Source organism: Haladaptatus sp. DYF46 (assembly GCF_021083305.1).
Taxonomy (GTDB): Archaea; Halobacteriota; Halobacteria; order Halobacteriales; family Haladaptataceae; genus Haladaptatus.
Map to the genome: position 1 here is coordinate 67,769 of NZ_JAJFAY010000006.1, position 21,879 is coordinate 89,647.

General features: G+C 62.9%; 19 protein-coding genes. 11 read left to right on the top strand and 8 right to left on the bottom strand.

What is annotated here, in order from left to right:
• The first annotated feature begins 11 nt into the window (after positions 1–11).
• On the top strand, positions 12–707 hold the full coding sequence (locus tag LJF34_RS22205; protein ID WP_231187910.1) for a hypothetical protein: 696 nt from the start codon (positions 12–14) through the stop codon (positions 705–707).
• An 81-nt stretch (positions 708–788) separates the two neighbouring features.
• Positions 789–2,789, top strand: a complete 2,001-nt coding sequence (locus LJF34_RS22210) for a beta-galactosidase (RefSeq protein ID WP_231187912.1) — start codon at positions 789–791, stop codon at positions 2,787–2,789.
• Between the two features lie 8 nt (positions 2,790–2,797).
• Here the strand turns inward: LJF34_RS22210 and LJF34_RS22215 are convergent, their stop codons facing one another.
• Complete coding sequence (locus LJF34_RS22215) at positions 2,798–3,457, bottom strand: ThuA domain-containing protein (RefSeq protein ID WP_231187914.1); 660 nt, start codon at positions 3,455–3,457, stop codon at positions 2,798–2,800.
• Between the two features lie 633 nt (positions 3,458–4,090).
• Between LJF34_RS22215 and xacR the strand changes: the two genes are divergently transcribed.
• The 9 genes from xacR (at position 4,091) to LJF34_RS22260 (ending at position 13,922) form a co-directional block, all read left to right on the top strand.
• Positions 4,091–4,846 carry an HTH-type transcriptional regulator XacR gene (gene xacR / locus LJF34_RS22220; RefSeq protein WP_231187915.1) on the top strand — a complete coding sequence of 252 codons (756 nt, stop codon included), beginning with the start codon at positions 4,091–4,093 and terminating at the stop codon, positions 4,844–4,846.
• A gap of 137 nt (positions 4,847–4,983) precedes the next feature.
• Positions 4,984–6,159, top strand: coding sequence for a mandelate racemase family protein (locus tag LJF34_RS22225; protein ID WP_231187916.1), 1,176 nt, complete (start codon positions 4,984–4,986; stop codon positions 6,157–6,159).
• A gap of 121 nt (positions 6,160–6,280) precedes the next feature.
• A complete protein-coding gene (locus tag LJF34_RS22230; protein WP_231187917.1) occupies positions 6,281–6,790 on the top strand; it encodes an LUD domain-containing protein in 510 nt (169 codons plus the stop codon).
• Positions 6,791–8,995 (top strand): LUD domain-containing protein, encoded by a 2,205-nt coding sequence (locus LJF34_RS22235; RefSeq protein WP_231187918.1) that lies wholly within the window; start codon positions 6,791–6,793, stop codon positions 8,993–8,995.
• Between the two features lie 81 nt (positions 8,996–9,076).
• A complete protein-coding gene (locus tag LJF34_RS22240; RefSeq protein WP_231187919.1) occupies positions 9,077–10,039 on the top strand; it encodes a mannonate dehydratase in 963 nt (320 codons plus the stop codon).
• A gap of 180 nt (positions 10,040–10,219) precedes the next feature.
• Complete coding sequence (locus LJF34_RS22245; protein WP_231187920.1) at positions 10,220–11,401, top strand: UxaA family hydrolase; 1,182 nt, start codon at positions 10,220–10,222, stop codon at positions 11,399–11,401.
• Positions 11,398–11,703 carry a UxaA family hydrolase gene (locus LJF34_RS22250; protein ID WP_231187921.1) on the top strand — a complete coding sequence of 102 codons (306 nt, stop codon included), beginning with the start codon at positions 11,398–11,400 and terminating at the stop codon, positions 11,701–11,703. Before LJF34_RS22245 ends, LJF34_RS22250 begins: the two co-directional genes overlap by 4 nt.
• Positions 11,700–12,794, top strand: a complete 1,095-nt coding sequence (locus tag LJF34_RS22255) for a UxaA family hydrolase (protein ID WP_231187922.1) — start codon at positions 11,700–11,702, stop codon at positions 12,792–12,794. Before LJF34_RS22250 ends, LJF34_RS22255 begins: the two co-directional genes overlap by 4 nt.
• 102 nt (positions 12,795–12,896) lie before the next feature.
• Positions 12,897–13,922, top strand: a complete 1,026-nt coding sequence (locus LJF34_RS22260) for an aldo/keto reductase (protein WP_231187925.1) — start codon at positions 12,897–12,899, stop codon at positions 13,920–13,922.
• A 59-nt stretch (positions 13,923–13,981) separates the two neighbouring features.
• Here LJF34_RS22260 and LJF34_RS22265 read toward each other — a convergent pair whose 3' ends face one another.
• The 7 genes from LJF34_RS22265 to LJF34_RS22295 form a co-directional block, all read right to left on the bottom strand.
• On the bottom strand, positions 13,982–14,860 hold the full coding sequence (locus tag LJF34_RS22265; RefSeq protein WP_231187927.1) for an SMP-30/gluconolactonase/LRE family protein: 879 nt from the start codon (positions 14,858–14,860) through the stop codon (positions 13,982–13,984).
• A gap of 102 nt (positions 14,861–14,962) precedes the next feature.
• Positions 14,963–15,958 carry an ABC transporter permease gene (locus tag LJF34_RS22270; protein WP_231187929.1) on the bottom strand — a complete coding sequence of 332 codons (996 nt, stop codon included), beginning with the start codon at positions 15,956–15,958 and terminating at the stop codon, positions 14,963–14,965.
• Position 15,959: 1 nt separating this feature from the next.
• Positions 15,960–17,567, bottom strand: a complete 1,608-nt coding sequence (locus LJF34_RS22275) for a sugar ABC transporter ATP-binding protein (protein WP_231187931.1) — start codon at positions 17,565–17,567, stop codon at positions 15,960–15,962.
• A complete protein-coding gene (locus tag LJF34_RS22280; protein WP_231187933.1) occupies positions 17,560–18,879 on the bottom strand; it encodes a sugar ABC transporter substrate-binding protein in 1,320 nt (439 codons plus the stop codon). Before LJF34_RS22280 ends, LJF34_RS22275 begins: the two co-directional genes overlap by 8 nt.
• Before the next feature lie 130 nt (positions 18,880–19,009).
• Complete coding sequence (locus LJF34_RS22285; RefSeq protein ID WP_231187935.1) at positions 19,010–20,017, bottom strand: TIGR03557 family F420-dependent LLM class oxidoreductase; 1,008 nt, start codon at positions 20,015–20,017, stop codon at positions 19,010–19,012.
• Positions 20,018–20,069: 52 nt separating this feature from the next.
• Entirely contained in the window at positions 20,070–20,864 is a 795-nt protein-coding gene (locus tag LJF34_RS22290; protein WP_231187937.1) for an ATP-binding cassette domain-containing protein, read from the bottom strand.
• 2 nt (positions 20,865–20,866) lie between these two features.
• Positions 20,867–21,877 (bottom strand): ABC transporter permease, encoded by a 1,011-nt coding sequence (locus LJF34_RS22295; protein ID WP_231187939.1) that lies wholly within the window; start codon positions 21,875–21,877, stop codon positions 20,867–20,869.
• Positions 21,878–21,879 lie beyond the last annotated feature (2 nt).

A 21,879-nucleotide genomic window follows, 5' to 3' on the forward strand; every position in this document is an offset into this window, starting at 1 on the left:
TTGGACGTTGCATGGCGTTCGAAACTGCATACGGGGCCTGGCGCGCCAGGGTCGATTCGACCACCGACGCGTGGCGGGCCTTTCTCGACGCGGATGACTTCGGCGAGGCGGCCGAATCCATCGAATATTACGGCTGGACGGCGCCCGCGATCGGCGTGTTCGCCCACGTCCTCTTTCGGAGCGGATTTACGTACCTCATCGAACCGGGAGTGATGAAGGGCGGGGAACCGTTCCCGTCGCTGCTGTCGGCGTTCGTCCTCAACTTCGTCTACACGAGTTTCCAGACCCTGTTGCTGCTGTTCTTTTTCTTCGGAACGATCGGCGCGATCGCCGGGTTGATCGCCTCCAATCGAAGTCTCGACGTCACCACGTTCAAAGTCGGCGGGTACCTCTCCGTGGTGTTCGTTCCGATTTTCGTGGTCGCATCCGTTCTCGCGCTCACGATTTCCGGCTCGGACGTCGGCATCGCCGCCGTTTCCGGCGGCAACGTCTCACAGATGGCACCGAAGATCATGGAAGTACGGATGAACATCCGGAGCACACAGCAGATGCAAATCGTACGGCTGCTCCGGATCAGCGGATGGCTTCTCTGCGCGCTCCTTCTTCGGCCGGTGCTCGCACGGCACTACGATCTCGGTCGGATTCGAAGCACGATAGCACTGCTTCCGACGACCGTCGCCTTCGTCGTATTCACCTCGATGACGTGAGTGGCGAGAATTCGGAGTCGAGAACGAGCGCCGTTCGATGCCACCGATAGCTTGATAATAGTTTCCACGCCACACGAAGGTATGTCGATAGGCGTGTGTTATTTTCCGGAACACTGGCCCCGCGAACGGTGGACCATCGATGTCGAGCAGATGGCCGCGGCGGGAATCGAATACGTCCGCATGGGCGAGTTCTCCTGGTCGAGACTCGAACCGCGACCCGGCGAACTCGACTTCGAGTGGCTCGAAACCGCGGTCGATCTCGTGCACGAGCATGGGATGAAGGCGGTACTATGTACCCCCACGGCGACGCCACCCAAGTGGTTGGTCGACGAGCATCCGGACATCCTTCAGGAGGAACCGGACGGGGGCGTCCGCCACTTCGGCAGTCGGCGACACTACTGCTTCAACTCGGAGACCTACCGAGAGCAGACCGACCGCATCGTCACCGCCCTCGCCGAACACTTCGCCGACCATCCGGCGGTCGTCGGCTGGCAGACCGACAACGAGTACGGCTGCCACGACACCATCCGATGCTACTGCGACGACTGCGCGACGGCCTTTCGGAACTGGCTGCGTGAGAAGTACGGCGGTATCGACTCGCTGAACGAGTCGTGGGGGACGACGTTCTGGAGCCAGCATCACACCGATTTCGAGGAGATCGACCCGCCGCGTCACACGGTCACCGATCACCATCCGGGACGGTTGCTCGACTACCACCGCTTCGCGAGCGCGAGCGTCGTATCCTACAACCGGTCGCAAGCGGATCGACTGCGGGAGGCGAACGACGACTGGTTCGTCACCCACAACTTCATGTTCGATTTCGGCCAGCTAGACCCCTACGACGTCGGCGACGATCTCGACTTCGCCGCGTGGGATTCGTATCCGACCGGATTCCCCCAAGTCGCCGGCGACGATCCGGCCGATGCGGACGAACTTCGGCTCGGAAACCCGGACCAGATCGGATTCAATCACGACCGCTATCGCTGCGCCGCACCCGGGGACTTCTGGGTGATGGAGCAACAGCCGGGGTCGATCAACTGGCCGCCCGAGACCACCCAACCGGCAGCGGGTGCGATGCGTCTCTGGGCACACCACGCGGTCGCTCACGGTGCCGACGTCGTCTCCTACTTCAGGTGGCGACGGTGTCTGGAGGGACAGGAGCAGTATCACGCCGGGCTTCGAAAGCGGGACGGGACCGCCGATCGCGGATACCACGACGCGACGACGGCGGCGGCGGAACTCGCCGATCTCGACCGGGGCTCGGTCAGCGCTCCCGTCGCGCTCGTCCTCGACTACGAAAGCCTCTGGGCGCTCGACGAACAGGCGATGTCGCCCGATTTCGACTATTGGAGCCACCTCCACACGTACTACCACGCGCTTCGCGGTCGGGGCGTACAAGTGGACGTACTTCCGACCGACGCCGACTTCGAAGACTACGATGCGGTCCTCGCCCCATCGCTGCACCTCGTCGGCGACGATGTCGCGTCGACCTTCCGACGATACGTCGAGAGCGGCGGTCATCTGTTGTTCACGATTCGTTCGGGGGAGAAGGACCCGCACAACAAGCTTCATGCCACGCGACCGCCGGGACCGCTCGCCGACCTCGCGGGTGTTCGCGTCGATCAGCACGAGAGCGTCCCGGCGGACTCGTCCGACACCCACCTCTCGTATCGGGGCGAACGGTACGGATATCGAACGTGGGCGGAGTGGATCGACGCCGACGACGCGAGGGTCGTGGGGCAGTACGCGACCGGGATCGGCGAGGGATGTACGGCCATCACCGTGCGTGAAGCCGAACCTGGGTCGGTCGCTTACGTCGGGATCTGGCCGGACGCCGACCTCGCGGACGCCCTCGTCTCCGACGTGCTCACGCGGGCCAACGTCACACACGCGGCCGACCCGCTCCCGGACCGCGTCCGGGTTGCCCACCGCGGCGATCTGACGTGGGTGTTCAATTACGGCGGCGAACCGATAGACGTCGACGTCGGCGATGCGGACGTTCGGTTAGGCGAGGAAACCGTTCCCGGCTATGATCTGCTCGTGATCGAGGGAACTCCTACAGACGTAACGGTGGAAAAGTAAGACGCCGATCAGGCACTCACCCATCGAACGGCGTTTCGAAGGAGGCGTCGGTACTGCGGGTTTTCGAACGCCTCGGCTGTGTGCCCGAGCGAGACGTAGCAGACGTTTCCGTCGCCGACCGTCCGTACCCACGCGACCGGATAGTCGTCGAGATCGGGGTGGTCCATCCGAGCGAGGACGCGTATCCCGTCCTCATCGTAATCGACCGTGTACGGTTCGTCGAACACGTCGAAATCCTCGACCCCAGCGGTAACCGGGTGATCGATGTCGACGATATCGACTCGAAACGTCGATTGCTCCGGATGGCCGATGAAGTGTCCGCCAAGCAACTCCCGGAGTTCCGGGAACGGTTCGTCCCGGTGGTCGATGCCACCGGACCCGTCGTGGGTACTGGTGATGTCCGCGGCACAGTGTATCCCGAGATAACCGCCACCATCCGCGACGAACGAGCAGAGACCGTCTCGCTGAGCACTGGAAAGGGAGCTGTCGGTGAGATAGTCGGCGAGGACGTCGTAGTCGGCGAGGCTGCGCAGGGAATCTCGGTCCGTCGTTCGAGTCACGGCTACGTCGTCCCCGAGAGCGTCCTCGATACGTGGTGCCATTTCGTCGAATTCGTGGAAGGGAAACGTGTTCTCCCCGATGAGAAGCACGCTGGTTTTGTCGGTCATGACTTCCACATACGGAATCTGGAGCATAAGGTTCGGTCGGTTGCGGCAACCTACTCGACCGTCAATCGATGATCGTGACGTTCTAAACCGTGGAACGCGGAGAACGGTACCGAAATGACAGCTCCACCTCACGTTACGGGGCGAATAGCGCTCACCGACGTACACTGCTCCGCGTTCGTTTCTTTTTCCTACTGTCGACGGTAGTCACAACAATTCTGCCGAACAGTCAATGGATACGTCGATTCGCCTTCTCCGTTTTGTAACGGAGAACGGTTCAGTCCTTCCACCGTCGAAATCAAGACGAGGACGGGGATCCATCGACGGTGCGACGGTTTCTCGTCCGCCTTCTTCGGGAAGTTCGCGGTCACTTCGACGATGGACATCCCGACGACCGGCCGAACCTATTTCACGGAGACGCGAGTCGAAGACGCCGACTGAATCCCGCCTCGGATCGAACCGCCGAGTGATCGAAAACGTCGTTCGATGGGACGGTACAAGGAGCGTGATGCGTTCTCGGGCGAGCGAAGCATGCCGTTCGGTTTCGGGTGCGCGATTCGAACAGGTTTGGTCGTTTTTCTTTCCGTTCTGGTCTCCAGAATGCTTATGGGTGATGAATGTGTGCCTTCCATTGACATGGACGCAAAACACCCGGTGCAAACCACCGAAAAAACGCTCGCCTTGGTCGAGGAGTTGATGGAACGGGGTTCGTGTGGCGTGACGGAGCTCGCCGACGGATCGAACATGGGAAAGAGCATGGTCCACAACCACTTGACGACGCTTCGGAAACACGGATACGTCGTCAAGACCGGCGGCGAGTATCGTCTCGGGCTGAAGTTCCTCGAAGTGGGCGGCCACACCCGGAAATCGATGGAACTCTACGAGGTTGCGGAGCCGGAAATCAAAGCGCTCGCGGACGAAACCGGCGAGCTCGCGAATCTCCTCGTGGAAGAACAGGGAAAGGGCGTCTACCTGATGCGAGCCAAAGGCGCGAAAGCGGTCGATTTGGACACGCACGCCGGTCTCCGAACGTACCTCCACACGACGGGACTCGGAAAAGCGATTCTCGCGCACCTGCCCGAGGAGCGCGTCGACGAAATCGTCGAGCGGCACGGGCTCGAACGGGCCACGCCACAGAGCATCGGTACGAGAGAGGAACTGTTCGAGACGCTGGAAGAGGTCCGCGAGCGAGGATACGCCATCGACGACGGGGAACGATTGGAGGGCCTCCGCTGTATCGCAGCACCGGTACGCACCTCCTCGAACGAGGTGTTGGGTGCCATCAGCGTCTCCGCTCCCGCGAGCAGGGTGAGCGACGATGACCTCCACGATGAACTGTCGAAACGGGTACTCAACGCGGCCAACGTCATCGAACTCAACATCAACTACTGATCGATAATCGTCACCCTCTGCACCGTTTCACGCTTCGAACCCTCCGAACCATCAGCGATACGGTCGCCCGTCTCCAGTTCTCCGGAAGCCCGCCGAGGAGAGATAAATTATATACGGCCACATCGGAATCGGATACTGTGGGACCAGAAATAACGAAAATAGTGAGTACGGAGTTTTCGTACCCATTACAGGACGTAGGAACCGATGAACACGGCTTCAACCTCGTTTACGAACCCGGTTCGACGACGGAGCGGAAACTGTTCGCCATCGAAGTACAGACCGACACGGGTATCTCGGGGGAATATATCGGCGGAAACTCCCCCGGTGCCGCCCAGTACAACACCGTCGCGGACTATCTCGTCGGAAAGAACCCGCTCGAACGTGAAAAACACTGGAGCGAAGTCAAGCGCGCGCTGAGAAAGTACGACCGGATGGGAATCGGTCCCATCGACATCGCGCTGTGGGATTTCGCGGGGAAATATTACGACGCCCCGATTCACGAACTGCTCGGCACGTACCGCGATCGCATTCCCGCCTACGCGTCCACCTATCACGGCGACGAGAACGGGGGCTTGGACTCCCCGGAGGCGTTCGCCGATTTCGCCGAGGAGTGTCGTGACAGGGGATTTCCCGGCTACAAGATTCACGGATGGGGCGGCGGGGATACCTCCCGCGACCTCGACCGCGAAATCGCCGCCGTCCACGCCGTCGGCGAACGCGTCGGCGACGAGATGGACCTGATGCACGACCCGGCCTGTGAACTCGAAACCTTCGGTGACGCGGTCAAACTCGGCCGCGCGCTCGACGAAGAGGGGTTCTTCTGGTACGAGGACCCGTTCCGCGACGGCGGTATCTCACAACACGCACATCGAAAGCTTCGACAGACGCTCGACACCCCGATTCTCCAGACGGAACACGTCCGTGGTCTCGAAATCGCGACCGATTTCGTCGCGAACGAGGCGACCGACTTCGTCCGTGCAGACCCCGAGTACGACGGCGGCATCACGGGCGCGATGAAACGCGCACGAATGGCCGAAGGCTTCGGACTCGATACGGAGTTTCACGCACCCGGTCCGGCCCAGCGACACTGCATCGCCGCGACGCGGAACGCCAACTACTACGAGATGGCGCTCGTTCATCCCGAATGCCAGAACACCCAACCGCCGGTGTATCTGGGCGACTACTCCGACATGATCGAAGTCGTCGACGACGACGGAACCGTTCCGGTTCCCGACGGCCCCGGACTCGGCGTGGAGTACGACTGGGAGTACGTCGAATCGAACGCCACCGGAAGCGTACACGTGTACGAGTAGCAATACGTGTTCGAATAACGGGTCGAACTTCCGGCCTGCCGACGTTTTTCCCGTCCATCGACGGGACGGGCGCATCGCCGCCACAAGAATGGTTATTAGGCCACCTCCACAACGTCCTGCCATGCCGACGAAATCGACGACGACGTTCGAATCGTCGTTGCGAAAACTCGACGTCCCGTGTACAGTGACGGCCGTCGATGCGTTCGCCGACGCGCTGGAGGAAGCCATCGAACCGCCGGCGGTCGGCGTCGCGTTGGATATCGACGGAATCTCGCTCGACGACGCCGACGTGACGTGTTCACCATCGACGGGGGAGCTAACCGGCGCGAAAACCGGCGTCACACCCGCTGCGCTCGGCGTAGCTGCTCACGGAAGCTTGGTGTTGCAATCGTCCGCAGACGGAACCGAACCGGTCAGCCTCTATCCGCCCCGCCATGTCGCCGTGATCCGTGAGAGCGACATCGTCCCCGACGTCCGCGACGCCCTCGATTGGCTCGACGGCGAGTTCGACGACGGTCGGCGCTCCGCCGTCTTCGCCACCGGCGTCAGCGCCACCGGCGACATGGGCGCGCTCGTCGAGGGCGTTCACGGACCGGCGGATGTCCGCGTCATCGTCGTGGAGGGTCGCTAGATGAGCAGCGATAGCCGACGCGAGAAGGCGGCGAAAATCCGCCATTTACTGGAGACGGAAGGAGAGAGCGTTCAGGAGAACACGACGCACTTCAACGAGGAACGGTACGACGCCGTCGAGGAGTTCGCGGGCTACGAGGCGGTTCGTGAGGAGGCCCGCGCCATCAAGGAGGACGCCATCGACAGACTTCCGGAACTGGTGGAAACCCTCCGCGAGTCAGTGGAGGACAACGGCGGTCATCTGTACGTCGCGGACGACGCCGCGGACGCGAACGCCTACATTCGGGAGGTCGCCGAAGATACCGACGCCGACTCGCTGGTGAAGAGCAAGTCCATGACGACGGAGGAACTCGAAGTAAACGAGCAACTGGAAGCCGACGACGTAGACGTCTGGGAGACTGACCTCGGGGAGTTCGTCATTCAAATCGCGGACGAAGCGCCGTCGCACCTCGTCGGGCCGTCGTTACACCGAACGACGGACGACGTCGCGGACCTGTTCAACGAGTACTTCGACCCGGACGAACCGTTCGAGACGGCGGAGGAACTCACCGAGTTCGCTCGTGATTATCTGGGCGAGCGGATTTGTGCTGCCGACGTCGGCATGACCGGCGCGAACTTCGTGCTGGCCGACTCGGGGACGATAACCCTCGTCACCAACGAGGGTAACGCGCGTAAGTGTGCGGTGACGCCCGACACCCACGTCGCGGTCGCCGGCGTCGAGAAGATACTCCCGTCGCTGTCGGACCTCGGTCCGTTCGTGGAACTCATCGCCCGGTCGGCCACGGGACAGGACATCGCTCAGTACGTCTCGCTGTTTAGCCCGCCGACAGAATCCCCCACGTTGGACTTCGAGAACCCCGACGACCCGGCGTTCGGAAACCAGCGCGACCGGGAGTTCCATCTGGTCCTCGTCGACAACGGACGCATGGCGATGCGCGAGGACGACCAACTGCGCGAGACGCTGTACTGTATCCGGTGTGGGGCCTGCGCGAACTCGTGTGCGAACTTCCAGCACGTCGGCGGCCACGCCTTCGGCGGAGAGACGTACACCGGCGGCATCGCCACCGGGTGGGAAACGGGCGTCCACGGCATCGACAGCGCCGCCGAGTTCAACGACCTCTGTACCGGCTGTTCGCGCTGCGTCAACGCCTGTCCGGTGAAGATCGACATCCCGTGGATAAACACGGTCGTCCGCGACCGCCTCAACCGCGACCACGACCCCTCGAAGTTCGACTTCCTCGTCGAGGGGTTGACCCCGGACGAGGAACCGGCGGGTCTCGACCTACAGAAACGAGCGTTCGGCAACTTCGAGACGATGGCGAAGGTCGCGAGCAGAACCGCGCCGGTTTCGAACCGATTGCTCGGGTCGTCACCGGTCAGAGCCGCGATGAGCCGACTCGCGGGTATCGACGAGCGTCGCGACCTCCCGACCTTCCGGGACGAATCCCTCGTCGAGTGGTTCGAAGCGCGGGGCGGGAGCCACGTTCCCGATGCCGACCGAACCGCCGTCCTCTATCCGGACGTCTACACCAACTACGTCCTCGTGGAACGTGGGAAGGCCGCGGTGACCCTCCTCGAATCCCTCGGCGTCGAAGTCGTCGTTCCGGACGTTCCCGGAAGCGGGCGCGCCCCGCTTTCCCAAGGGATGATCGACACGGCCGAGTCGAAGGCTCGACGCGTGTTCGACCGTCTTCGTCGGGACATCGACCGCGGTCGGGACGTGGTCGTCGTGGAACCGAGCGACCTCGCCATGTTCCGGCGGGAGTACGAAAAGCTACTCCCCGCCCGCGCGTTCGAAACCCTCTCCGAGAACAGTTACGAGGTTATGGAATACGTCTTCGGGCTGCTGGAAAACGGCGCGGATTCGGACGTACTCCCGCACGACGCCCCGAGAATCGCCTATCACAGCCACTGTCAGCAACGAACGTTGGGACTCGACGTGTACACCGAGGCGGTGTTCGAACGGCTCGGGTACGACGTGGTCACGTCGGACGTGGAGTGCTGCGGCATGGCCGGAAGTTTCGGGTACAAATCGGAGTACTACGAGTTGAGCATGGACGTCGGGACGACGCTCCGTGACCAGTTCGCAGACGAAACCGACCGAACCATTGTCGCGTCCGGAACGTCGTGCACCGAGCAACTCGCCGACCTGTTGGACGAGTCGGTGAAGCATCCGGTCGAGATACTCGCACCTCGCGGGCGCTGACGTTCCAGCACCCTCCCCACGTTGCAACTGGTCGTCGAAAGAGAGAAACAGTGATACCCCCTGACGAGAGACACATCCACCATGGAGCCAGCACTCATACTGCCACCGGAGCGTGACGAGCGATGGGAACTCGCCAAACAGATGGGCGTCGAACGGGCGGTCGTCCACACGCTCGAAATCGGCGACGGGAGCAAACCGTGGCGCTTCGAGGACCTCATGGAACTGACCCAGCGGTTCGCTGACTTCGGCATCGATGTCGACGTCATCGAGGGGTGTGTCCCGATTTCCGACGCGACGCGACTCGGACGGGACGGACGCGACGAGGAGATAGAACGGTTCAAACGGTACCTCCGAAACCTCGGCGAACTCGGCGTGCCGGTCGTCGCGTACGACTGGATGGCCGGGCTCCGCTGGGCGCGCACGTCGACTGCGCTCCCGTCGCGGGGCGGGTCGCTCACGACCGGATACGACCACGACCTCATGCAGCGCGGCCCCGACCAACCGCTGGCACCCGTCGACGGCGAGGAGCTCTGGGGCGGCCTCGAACACTTTCTGACGGAGGTCGTTCCGGTCGCGGAGGAAGCCGGCGTGAAGCTCGCCCTTCACCCCGACGACCCGCCGCTGGGGAACGTTCGCGGGGTCGACCGTATCATCACCAGCGTGGAGGCCTACGACCGGGTACTCGACATCTACGACAGCGAATACAACGGCATCACCTTCTGTCAGGGTAACTTCGCCGCGATGGGGGCGGACGTTCCGGAGGCCATCCGACACTTCGGCGACCGTATCAACTTCGTGCACTTCCGCGACGTGGACGGAACCGCCGAAAAGTTCGTCGAAACGTGGCACGACGACGGCCCGACGGACATGCTGGAGTGCGTCGAGGCGTATCGGGATATCGGTTTCGAGGGACCGGTTCGACCGGACCACGTCCAAACCATGGCGACCGAGTCGAACGACAACCCCGGCTACATGACGTTGGGGCGACTCTACGCCATCGGCTATCTGAAAGGGCTTCTCGAACGGACGGACGACCGACGGTAGCAAACTTTCGACCGACGGTAGCGAACTTACGGCCGACGATAGCGGGTTTCCGACGGTACGCGCCCCGATTCACCGATAGGGAGAACCACTGGCTTCCCCCGCGGTGGACTACCTTTCGAGGCGTTTTCCACCGAACACGGAGTAATACCTATTGCTCTCCTCCGAGAACGGTGTGAGTGTATGAGTACCACGTTTCACGGGTATCGCCGAGACGACGGCCGTGTCGGCGTCCGCAACTACGTCGCCCTCGTTCCGACGTCCGTGGCCGCCAGCCCGGTCGCTCGCCACATCGCGGGGGAAGCGGGCGAGTGGGCGCGGGCGACGCCACATCAGATGGGCACGACGCAACCGAAACCGGCACGGAAACAGACCGAGCGCGTTCTCACCGGAATCGGCCGGAATCCGAACGTCGGGGCGGCAGTCGTCATCGAACTCGGAACCGAAGATATCGACGCCGAAGCGCTCGCTGACGGCATCGCGACGACCGGAAAACCTGTCGAGACGCTCTCGATTCGCGACTGTGGAGGAACGAAACGTGCCCTCGCCGACGGCCAGCGAATCGCGGAAACGCTTCACGAAGGAATCGCCGACGCGCGGCGGGAGGAAGCCGATATGTCGGAACTGATATTCGGAGCGGAGTGCGGCGGGAGCGACGCGACGAGCGGTATCGCGTCCAATCCGGCAGTCGGGAACGCGGCGGACCGAATCGTCGCCGCCGGTGGGACCGTCAGTTTCAGCGAAACGCCGGAGTTCATCGGTGCCGAACACATCCTCGCCGACCGCTGTGCGACCGACGAGGTTCGAGAACGACTCCTCGAACGGGTCGAAGCACGCGAAGGACAGGCGAAGTTGATGGGCGTCGACCTCCGGGGGGCACAGCCCACGCCGGGAAATCAGGAAGGTGGACTGACGACCATCGAGGAAAAGAGCCTGGGAGCCATCGCCAAAGGCGGGACGACGCCCGTACGGGGCCTCGTCGAGTACGCCGAAACGCTGCCGACGGGCGGCGGACTCGTCCTCATGGACACGCCCGGATACGACGTCGAGAGCGTCGTGGCGAAGGTAGCTGGCGGCGCACAAATCGTCGCGTTCACCACCGGTCGAGGGTCGACGACCGGGAACCCCATCGCGCCGGTCATCAAAGTGACCGGCAATCCCCACACGTGGGAGAAGATGCGGAACAACATGGACGTAAACGCCTCGACCATCGTCCAAGGTGAGGAAATCGAGACCGTGGGTGAGCGACTGTTCGAGACCATCAGGGACGTCGCGGACGGCCGCCGAACCGAAGCGGAACGGCGTCGGTTAGAGGAGTTCGCCATCAACGAGATTCAGCCGGAGGAACTGGAGGGAACGGCATGAAAGGCGACGTCATCGACGACGCCGCGCTCGTCATGGACCGTCGTGATTCGGTCGCGACGGCCCTCGAGGACCTTGAAACCGGGAGAACGCTCTCGGACGGGAAGCGTGATGTGACGCTCTCGGACGAGGTTCCCTTCGGTCACAAGTTCGCGCTCGAACCCATCGACCGGGGTGACGATATTTTCAAGTACGGGGCCGTCATCGGCCGTGCGACCGACGACGTTCCGCCCGGTAGCTGGGTCCACACGCACAACTGTGAGAGCACGCGTGGCAGAGGCGACCAACAGGAGGGGAAGCGATGACGGACGCCATCGACGGCTACGAACGGCCGGACGGAACCGTCGGGATACGGAATCACGTACTCGTCGTCCCGTCGGTCATCTGCTCCCACCTCGTCGCCGAGCGCATCGCGGACGAACTTCCGTACGCCCGCGCGACCCCGCACGACCACGGGTGTGCGCAACTCGGCGCGGACAACGAGCAGACGGCCCGGACGCTCGTCGGAATCGGGACGAATCCGAACGTGTCGGGCGTCGTCGTCGTCGGATTGGGCTGTGAGGAGGTGCAGAGCAACGACGTCGCCCACGACCTCGCCGACAGAGGGGTTCCGGTGCGCGAGCTTTCGATTCAGGAGGTCGGCGGGACCGACGCCTGCGTCGAACGCGGAATCGAACTGGCACGCGAGTTGTGGACGCAGGCCGATACGCGGGAACGGTCGATTTCGCTCGGCGACCTGACGGTCGGCGTCGTTTCGAGCGACCTCCGTGAGAGTACGCGCGAGACGGCCGGTCCGCTGGTCGGGGAGGCGATCGACGAGCTGGTCGGGATGGGCGCACGGGTCGTCGTCGCGGGAACCGAGCGCGTGCTCGCACATCCGGAGGCGGCACGCGCCCGGACGGCGTCGGGTGCGAACGCACGACTCGACGGACTGCTCTCACGCCATCGAAACCAACCACCTCGTGCGACGCGAGTCGGGATGCGTGCCGCGTCGCTCGATTTCGAGGAGATAACGCGGGAGTGGGGAGCGGAAGACATCGGGGAGGTCGTCGAGTACGGGTCCGCGTCGTCCCTCGATTCGGGTCTCGCGATTCTCGATGCGCCGTCGAGATTCGAGGAGGCGGCGACCGGTTTGGTCGCCGCCGGTTCGGAACTCATCCTCCACCTCACCGCCGACGGAATCCCGGCGGGGCATCCGACCGTTCCGGTTCTGAAAATCTCGGGGGAGGAGTCCACGGTCGGTGCGCTCGCGGACGACATCGACGTGGATGCAACGACGGCAACGTCGGAGGACCTTCTGTCCTCGATTCGAACCGTCGCGGACGGCCACCCCTGTGCCGTCGACGAACACGGACTGACCGAGTTCGCGATAACCCGCATCGGGCCGTCGATGTAACACATCTCGGAACGTTCGACCCCCTGCCGGAACTGTTCGGTTCTCGCCCGGTTCGTCGATGAATGCAAGCGATTTTGTCGCTCCAAACCGTTCGTTCGGACGATGGAATATCGTACATTGGGTTCGACCGGAACGAAGGTTTCCGAACTCTGTTTCGGAACGTGGCGTTTCGGCAAGCGGACGGGCGACGTCCTCGAAACCGACCGGGCGGAAGCACACGAACTGCTCGACGCCGCGTGGGAGCGGGGAATCAACTTCATCGACAGTGCGAACGTCTACGGCAATCCGAACGGGACGAGCGAGGAGTACATCGGCGACTGGCTTTCGGATCACGACCGGGAGGACTTCGTCCTCACGTCGAAGGTGTACTTCCCCTTCGACGGATGGGGCGAGCCGGGTCCCAACGGCTCCGGGCTCTCGCGGACGCACATCCGGAACCAAATCGACGGAACGCTCGACAGACTCGGCACCGACTACCTCGATCTCTACTACATCCACCGTTGGGACGAGGAGACGCCGATAGAGGAGACGTTGGACGCGCTGAACGGCCTCGTCGAAGAGGGGAAGGTGAACTATCTCGGGGCGTCCACGATGGCGGCGTGGCAACTCACGAAGGCGCTGTGGAAGTCCGACGTTCACGACTGGGAACGGTTCGAAGTCACGCAACCGCTCCACCACGCGGGATACTACGAGGACGTGGCCGACTATCTCGACGTTTGCGCGGACCAGGACCTCGCGGTTTGTCCGTACTCGCCGCTCGCGGGAGGGTTCCTGACCGGCAAGTACGAACGCGCTGATTCCGACGACCCGCAAGCAGTGGCGGGTCCGGACGGGTCCCGCGCGGACTTCGACGACGTGTTCGGCGACTACTACGCGTCGGAGCGTGGCTGGAAGGTTCTCGACGCCATCCGTGAAGTCGCGGACGAAGTGGACGCGACGCCCGCGCAGGTGTCGATTCGCTGGCTGATGGACCACGACGACTTCACCTGCGTGCCGATAATCGGCGCGCGAACGACGGAGCAGTTGGACGAGAACGTCGGCGCGTGCGACGTCGACCTGACCGACGAACAGTGGGACCGAATCACGGACGCGCGATACCGGGACGGGGACACCCTCTGGGGTCACTGACCGTCGTCAGGCGGCACCGACCTCCGGACGTCCGGATTTCCGGACGTCCGTTCCGACGCTCACACCGAAACGTCCGAACGGAACTCGGGTACGCCTTCCACCCCGGGCGAAAGTCCGAAGAGTATCCCCGCACCTTCGCCCTCCTCGGCCCGCGTCCCCGCTTCGCCCTCTCCCGGACCGAGTGCGGTCGTCACGTAGGCGTCTTCGTACTCCGGTCCACCGAACGTGATACAGGAGACTTTCCGCGCGGGGAACTCGATTCGTCGGTCTTCCGTCCCGTCCGGCGTGTACCGGACGAGACACCCGCCGTCCCAGTACGCCGTCCAGACGTAGCCATCGGCGTCGACGGTCATCCCGTCCGGACTCCCTCGTTCGTCCGTCGTATCGAGGAACACGTCCCGGTTCGAGAGTTCGCCGGACTCCTCGTCGTACTCGAATCGATAGACCGTGTCCGCCTCCGTCTCGGTGAAGTACATCCCTGTCAGGTCCGGCGTGAAGCCCATTCCGTTGGGAATGTCCACCCCGTCGAACAGTTCCGTGATCGTTCCGTCCGTGTCGAGACGATACAATCGCCCGAGGCGGTCATCGGTGGGCATCGTTCCGCAGAAGACCCGACCCTGCGGGTCGGCGATGACGTCGTTGAACCGCGAGTCCAGTTCGGCGTCGAGTTCGTCAACGACGGTCCGGGTGGTTCCGTCGTCCCACGTCTCGATTCGTCCCCTGTCCTCGAACAGGAGGAGCGACCCGTCGGTTTGAATGGTGAAGCCGCCGATGACGTCCGTCTCGTAACACTGCTCGTGGTCACCTGTCGCCGGGTCGTACCGGAACAACCGCCCGTTCGGGATGTCGACCCAGTACAGGCGTCCCTCGTCCGGGTGCCAGAGCGGTCCTTCGCCGGTGTGACAACGGTAATCAGCGATTTCAGTAAGTACTGCCATACGGGACGTTTCGCCCTCTCTCACATAAAATTAGTGCGGGCCACAGTCCGCCGTTCGTGGTTCGTCGCTCGATTGCCGGAATCGAAATTCCACCGCGGTCGGTCACTTCACGATGTCTATCTTCTCCCGGTCCATCGACATCCACACGGCACCTATCACGACGAATCCGAGGATTATCTCCTGCACGAACGGGTGGACGCCGCTGAGGTCCAGTCCGTTTCGGAGGACGGCGATGACGAACACGCCGAGGACGGTCCGGTGCGGTCCGCCGACGCCGCCGGTGAGCGCCGTTCCGCCCATGACGATGGCGGCGATGCTCGGGAGGAGGAGGCCGTCCCCCATCGACGCGGCACCGGAGGAAATGCGGGCGGCCAACAGCGCGCCAGCCACGCCACAGAGCAGTCCGGAGAGAACGAAGACGCCGATTTTGTACCGATCGACGTCGACGCCCGAGAGTTCCGCGACGGACTCGCTCTCGCCGAGCGCGTAGCAGTACCGCCCGAAGGTCGTCTTCCAAGCCACGAACGTCGTGACGACGTAGAAGAGCGCACCCCAGAGGACGAGGTTCGGAATCGTCGGCACCAGTTCGCCCGTCGCGATCCACCCGACGGTGGCGTTTCGGAACGGGACGGAGGACCCTCCCGTGAGGAGGAGTGCGCTCCCCTCGGCGACGGAGAGCGTCCCCAGCGTGACCAAAAACGAGGGGAGTTTGAGTTTCGTGAAGACGACGCCGTTCAACATTCCGAGGACGAGACCGACGCCTGCGCCGAGCGGTAACGCGAGGAGGCCGAACTGGCCGACGAGCATCGCGGTGACGACGCCGCTCAACCCGACGTTCGCGGCGACGGAGAGGTCGATGCTCTGCTGGAGGATGGGGTACGTTCCCGCCAACGCGACGAACAGCAGTATCGTGCTGTTCTTGAGCACGCCCATGAAGTTGCCGTAGGTGAAGAACACGTCGCTCGTGAACGAGAAGAGGCCCACCAACAGGATGAGCATGGCGAACGGGCCGATGTCCACCAGCCAATCCTGCACGGTTCTTCGCTCGCGGTATTCGTCCAGCCATTCCCTCGTCCGTGTCGATAGTTCGGTCGCCATCTCAGATCATCTCCCGTATGAGCGTTTCTTCGTCGGGTTTCTCGTCCGCCGGTGCGTCGATAGTTCGCACGATGCGGCCTTTCTTCATCACGAGGATGCGGTTCGACAGTCCGATGACCTCCGGGAGTTCGTCCCCGATGAACAGGATGGCAACGCCCTCGTCGGCGAGGCTTCGACAGAGTCGGTACACTTCCTCCTTCGCGCCGACGTCGATTCCGCGCGTCACGTTGTCGAGGACGAGGACGGTCGTATCGCGGACCACCCACTTGCCGAGGACGACCTTCTGCTGATTGCCGCCGCTCAACTGGTGGACGAGGGTGTCCACGCCGGGGGTCTTGATGGCCAGTTCCTCGACCGCTCGCTCGGCGAGGTCGCGTTCGCGTTCGAAGTCGACCAGCGGAAGGCCATCCCCGACGACCGGCAGTCGCTCGTGGAGCGTCGACAGGCCGAGACTGGGAAGCGAGACGTTGGAGCGGAGCGATTGGTAGAGCAACAGTCCCTCCGATTTCCGTTCCTTCGGAACGTAGCCGACGCCGGCATCGACGAGGTTCGACACCGTCGGAGGGTCGACTTCCCTTCCTTCCACGATGATACGTCCTCGGTCGGGCACCGTCGGACCGCCGAGCAGTCGACCGAGTCGTTCCTTCCCGGAACCGTCGACGCCGACGACGCCGAGGATTTCGCCGCCCCGTAGCTCGAACGAGACCTCGGAAATCCCGTCGTCCGCCCCGAGGTCATCGGCCGCGAGAGCGGTCGATGCGTCGGCCGAAATCGACCGCTGTTCCGGCGTGAGGTAGTACTCGTCCGTCGTTTCGCGTCCCACCATCGCCCGTTGGAGGCGTTCCTCCGTGGCCTCCTCGGTCGGCGTCTCCTCGACGACGCGACCGTCCTTCAGGACGTAGATTCGGTCGGCGAGTTCGAGCACCTCGTCGAGTTCGTGGGAGACGAAGACGAACGACGCGCTGTCCCGGAGTTCGCTCACGCGGTCGAACAGGACGTTTCGCCCCTCCTCTTCGAGGCCCGCCGTCGGTTCGTCGAGCAGGATGAAAGGATGGTCCACCCCTTCGAGGTAGCTGAACGCCTTTGCGATTTCGAGCAGTTGGCGGTCGTTGAACGAGTAGGTCGCCACGCGCTCCGTGAGGTCGAGATCGATGCCGAGATCGTCGAGAACGTCGTTCCCGGCGGCTTCGAGGGCGGACCGGTCGAAGACACCGGCCGTGCTGAACGCATCGAGAAGCCCGAGATAGAGGTTCTCCGCTCCCGTCATGTTCGGCACGACGTCCTGTTCCTGATGCACGAGCGAGATGCCCTTCGATGCGGCATCGCGGGGACCGTCGACGGTGACGGGCGAACCGTGGAGTCGTAACGCCCCGTCGTCGGGACGATGGATTCCGGTGAGTATCTTGAGAAGGGTGCTCTTACCCGCGCCGTTCTCGCCCACCAGTCCGACGACTTCGCCGGGTTCGACGGTCAGCGACGCGTCCACGAGGGCGTCGACGTTGCCGAAGGACTTCGAGACGTCGTCGACGACGAGTCCGTCCGTGGATTCCGATTCGGATTCGGGGCGTTGGAGGGCGCTCGATGACGTGGTTCGTTCGGATTCACTCATACGGATTCGATTTGTACCGGTCGGCGTACGTTTGCTCGACCTCGTCGAACTGCTTGCTCTTACCGTACTCCTTCGGGAGGGAGTAGCCGTTCGGCTTGTTCTTCTCCTTCCAGAGCAGTTGGTAAAAGTCGCTCTTGCGGATGGGAACGAGTTTGTTCTGCGGGTCCCACGAGTCCTTCCCGGCCTTCTTCACCGACATCTTCTCCCAGTCGTACGGCATCGCTCCGTCCCCGAAGACGTTGTCGAGGTACGTCTCGGGCGTCGTGAGCGTGTAGTCGATTTTGTCCTTCCACTCGCCGGGGTTCTTGACGATGATGGTGCCGCCGGTGAACATCATCCGCTCCGGGATTTTCGGTCGCCAGCCGTGAATCCAGTCGTACGTCTTGGCGACGGCCCACCCCGCCTGCCACGGCGGATGGGCCGTCAGCGACCCGACGATTCGCGCTTCGTCCTTACCGCGACCGGCTTTGATCTCCTTTGCGGCTTCCTTCGCGCCGTCGTAGCCGACGATGGGAACGTCGAGGTCGTTCTCGCGACAGACCGTGAGCGCGCCGAGCGCCTCGGTGTCGTTCTGTGCATAGACGCCGTCGATCTTATCCCCGAACTTCGAGACGAACGACTGCATCGCCTGCCGTGATTTCCCGCGAACCCAGTCGCCGGGCAACGGCTTGCCGAGTCGCTTCACGTCCGGATACTCCTTCATCGCCTCCTCGACGCCCATGTTTCGCCCGTTCGCGCCGACCGTTCCGAGCATCCCCGTGATGTGGACGAAGTTCCCCGACCCGCCCATCTCCTCGAACAGGACTTTCGCGATGAGTTTGCCCGTCTTCACCGGTTCGGGGATGTTGTATTGGACGAACTGTTCCCCGGCGTCGGGGGGCGTGTACCACTTTCCCATCGCCCACATCTCGATGAACGGGACATCGGCGTCTTTGGCCTTCTTCGCGAGCGACGGGACGCCGGAATCCTTGCTCGCGGTGCCGATGATGGATTGGGAACCCTGCGTGACCGCCGAATCGACCTGTGAGAGCATGTCCGTCGTGCTTCCGCCGTTCGCCTGAATGTTCGTGGAGACACCGTACGCGTCCGTCGCTTTCGAATACCCGCGTTTGAACGCGTTCCAGTAATCGTTCTCCAGCGTCGGAACGGTCGAGAACGCCTTCTCGTACTTCTCACTCTCGCCACCGGAATCGCCGGTACACCCCGCGAGGACGGTGCTTCCACCCAGACCGATCGCACCGAGCGTTTTGAGGTATCGTCGTCGGTCGGAAATGTCTCTGTGCCACTGGCTACCTTTGCCACCAGATGCCATACCATACGATGAGAATAGCACAAGTTAAATCATTCCCTACAATCAGGATTTTTTCTTATGAATTTAGTGGCATTGCGGATGGTGTTTGAGTTCAAAATTCCGCTCCGTCGTTCGAGGGCATGAGAGTCCGTCAGGAAAGCGACGGCATGACGACGTCGGCGACCGCCTCACAGAACGCCTCCTGGTCCGGACTCGAACTCTGGAAGACGACGTGGTCGAACCCGCAATCGACGTACCGCTCCGCGACGTCGAGGAGGTCCTGCGGGTCCGTCGTGATGACGAACTGCTCCTCCAGATAGCGAGTGCTGACCCGGTCGCCGTGTCGCTGTAAGTAGCGTGGGTCCGCGATGTCCTGTTCGAAGACCATCGGAAGGAGCGTGAGTCGCCACGGCAGACACGGTTCGAGCGCGGCCGATTTCGTCTCCGCGAGCGAGCAGTGAATGTGTACGGTTCGCTCGACGTCGTCGAACGAGTCGTTCCGCGCCGACTTTTCGACGCCGCGCCGTACCGCCGGGAAGAGTTCCTCCGCCGCCCGTTCCGGGGGTTCGAAGACGGTGACGTAGCCGTCGGCCAAATCCCCCGCCATTCGCGCGGAGGTCGGCCCGCTCCCCGCCACGTGAATCGGCGGGGCTTCGTCCGGCCCCGTGTACAGGTTCGCGCCGTCGAGCGACCAGAAGTCGCCGTCGTACTCCACGAACTCCTCCTCGAACAGGGTGCGAACGATACGGATGGCTTCCGCCGTCCGTCGCGCGCGTTCGGCGTACTCCGGCCACGGATTGCCGAGCGGCGTTTCGTTCAGGGCTTCCCCGGTTCCGATTCCGAGGAACACCCGGTCGGGATACAGTTCGAGGAGCGTCGCGAGTCGATGGGCCACGTTGGCCGGATGATAGCGGTTCAGCATCGCCGTGACGCCCGTTCCGATCTCGATGTCACTCGTTCGTTCGAGGGCGGCGGGCAGCCACGACCAACAGTTGCCGCCGTTCGCGGGCGACCCGTCCGCGAGGTGATCGAACCACGGATGGAAGTGGTCGTTGACCCAAACGCTGTCGAATCCCGCGGCCTCGGCGGTTACGACCTGGTCCAGGCACTCCTCAGGGGAGAACTCCTCCAGTGAGGCGAAGAACCCGAATCGGGTCACGTGACCGTCTCCCCGCTCCGTGACGGAGACACGAGCGTGGTCGGATCAGGACTCATGAGCCACCCGATGCCGTCCCCGCTATCATCAGTTCGGTCAACGTTTCGACGTCGGTTTCGGTTGCGGACGCGACTTCGGCGAGTTCTCCCTGATAGAGGACCGCGACCCGGTCGGCGTACTCCATGACCGTCTCCAAACTGTGGCTGACGACGATGATGGTGTGCCCTTCCCGTTTCAATCGTTCGATAGTCTCGTAGACGAGGTCGGTGGCATCCACGGAGAGCGCACTCGTCGGTTCGTCGAGGATGATGACGTCGGGGTCGAACGCGAGCGCTCGCCCCACCGCGACGAGTTGGCGCTGGCCGCCCGAGAGGAATTCGACCTCCGTTTCCGGGTCGATGTCGCGCCCGAGCAGGTCGGACATGATGTGATCGGCGCGTTCGTACGTCTCCTCCCAATCGATGATGCTGAACGGTCCGACGCCCCGCTTCGGGAACTGACCCATGAAGATGTTGGTTGCGACGTCGAGGTCATTCATCAACGCCAAATCCTGATACACCGTTTCGATACCCGTCTCTCGGGCGTCGTTCGGACTGGAGAAGTGAACCGGCTCGTTCTCGAAGTACAGCTGTCCGGACGTCGGTTCGTGGACGCCACACAGCACGTTCATCATCGTCGACTTTCCGGCACCGTTGTCGCCGACGAGCGCGAATATCTGATCCTCGTATATTTCGAGGTCGATGTTTTCGAGCGCGACGATACGCCCGAACCGCTTCTCCACGTCCTCCAATCGCATCTTCACGTCCGATTCCGTCCCGGTTCGAGTCGATTCGTTGGGTTGCGTTGTCATGGTTATGCGCTCGCCGCGAGGATGCGGTTTCGAATGCTCTCTTGGGTGTTGTACAGCAGGATGGCGATCAGCAACACGAAGCCGTTGACGACTTGGACTTGCGTCGCCGGAACGCCGCTGATGTTCAGGGCGGCCTGAATCACGCCGAGGAGGAGGACGCCGCCGAGCGCGCCCGATATCTTCCCTCGGCCGCCGAACAAGCTTATCCCCCCGATGACCGCCGCCGCGAACGCGGGAAACACTTGGCCCTCACCGATGAGCGGCGGAACGACGCCCGTGTATCCGGTGCTCATCAACCCGGCGAGTCCGGCGAGAACGCCGCTTATCGCGTAGACGGTGATGGTGACACGGTCGGTGTTGACCCCGACGGCGCGCGCCGAGTCCTTGTCGCTGCCGAGCGCGTACACCTCCTGTCCGAACTCGGAATACTTCATGACGTAGCCGACGACGACGAACGCGACGATGGTGATCAGGATGGCGAGGTTGGGAATCGAACCGGGGACCAAGTATCCCTGCGGAACGGGAACCGGTTGGGTGTTGAGCGCGGTTTTCGCGCCCTCCAGGATGATGAGCGTCGAGAGCGTCTGGAGGAACGGGTTGATACCGAGTTTGCTGATCATCGCGCCGTTGAACACGCCGATGAGGCCCCCGACGACGAGGATGATGACGAATCCGAGCGCCGGACTGCCGATGACGCCCCAGCAACTCGGACAGTTCCCGAGCAACATGCCGGTGAGCATCGCCGAGAACCCCATTATCGCCCCGACCGAGAGGTCGAAGTGTCCGGAGAGGAGGCAGATGCTCTCGCCGAGGACGAGCAGTCCGATGGGCACCGCCTGCCACAGGATCAACTGCACCGAGACGATGTTCCGAAACGTGTTCGGAACGAGCACCGCAACGAAAGCGACGACGACGAGGAGGATCGGCCAGATCATGTACTCGAGGAGCGCGAGGACGAAATCCTCCGAGTCGTCGGCGAACCGTCCGAGGAATCCGTTGGTGGATGTACTCATGT

Coding starts and splice junctions, on each gene's coding strand:
- LJF34_RS22205 (WP_231187910.1), top strand. CDS start 12: ATGGCGTTCGAAACTGCATACGGGGCCTGGCGCGCCAGGGTCGATTCG.
- LJF34_RS22210 (WP_231187912.1), top strand. CDS start 789: ATGTCGATAGGCGTGTGTTATTTTCCGGAACACTGGCCCCGCGAACGG.
- LJF34_RS22215 (WP_231187914.1), bottom strand. CDS start 3,457: ATGACCGACAAAACCAGCGTGCTTCTCATCGGGGAGAACACGTTTCCC.
- xacR (WP_231187915.1), top strand. CDS start 4,091: ATGGACGCAAAACACCCGGTGCAAACCACCGAAAAAACGCTCGCCTTG.
- LJF34_RS22230 (WP_231187917.1), top strand. CDS start 6,281: ATGCCGACGAAATCGACGACGACGTTCGAATCGTCGTTGCGAAAACTC.
- LJF34_RS22235 (WP_231187918.1), top strand. CDS start 6,791: ATGAGCAGCGATAGCCGACGCGAGAAGGCGGCGAAAATCCGCCATTTA.
- LJF34_RS22240 (WP_231187919.1), top strand. CDS start 9,077: ATGGAGCCAGCACTCATACTGCCACCGGAGCGTGACGAGCGATGGGAA.
- LJF34_RS22245 (WP_231187920.1), top strand. CDS start 10,220: ATGAGTACCACGTTTCACGGGTATCGCCGAGACGACGGCCGTGTCGGC.
- LJF34_RS22250 (WP_231187921.1), top strand. CDS start 11,398: ATGAAAGGCGACGTCATCGACGACGCCGCGCTCGTCATGGACCGTCGT.
- LJF34_RS22255 (WP_231187922.1), top strand. CDS start 11,700: ATGACGGACGCCATCGACGGCTACGAACGGCCGGACGGAACCGTCGGG.
- LJF34_RS22260 (WP_231187925.1), top strand. CDS start 12,897: ATGGAATATCGTACATTGGGTTCGACCGGAACGAAGGTTTCCGAACTC.
- LJF34_RS22265 (WP_231187927.1), bottom strand. CDS start 14,860: ATGGCAGTACTTACTGAAATCGCTGATTACCGTTGTCACACCGGCGAA.
- LJF34_RS22270 (WP_231187929.1), bottom strand. CDS start 15,958: ATGGCGACCGAACTATCGACACGGACGAGGGAATGGCTGGACGAATAC.
- LJF34_RS22275 (WP_231187931.1), bottom strand. CDS start 17,567: ATGAGTGAATCCGAACGAACCACGTCATCGAGCGCCCTCCAACGCCCC.
- LJF34_RS22280 (WP_231187933.1), bottom strand. CDS start 18,879: ATGGCATCTGGTGGCAAAGGTAGCCAGTGGCACAGAGACATTTCCGAC.
- LJF34_RS22290 (WP_231187937.1), bottom strand. CDS start 20,864: ATGACAACGCAACCCAACGAATCGACTCGAACCGGGACGGAATCGGAC.
- LJF34_RS22295 (WP_231187939.1), bottom strand. CDS start 21,877: ATGAGTACATCCACCAACGGATTCCTCGGACGGTTCGCCGACGACTCG.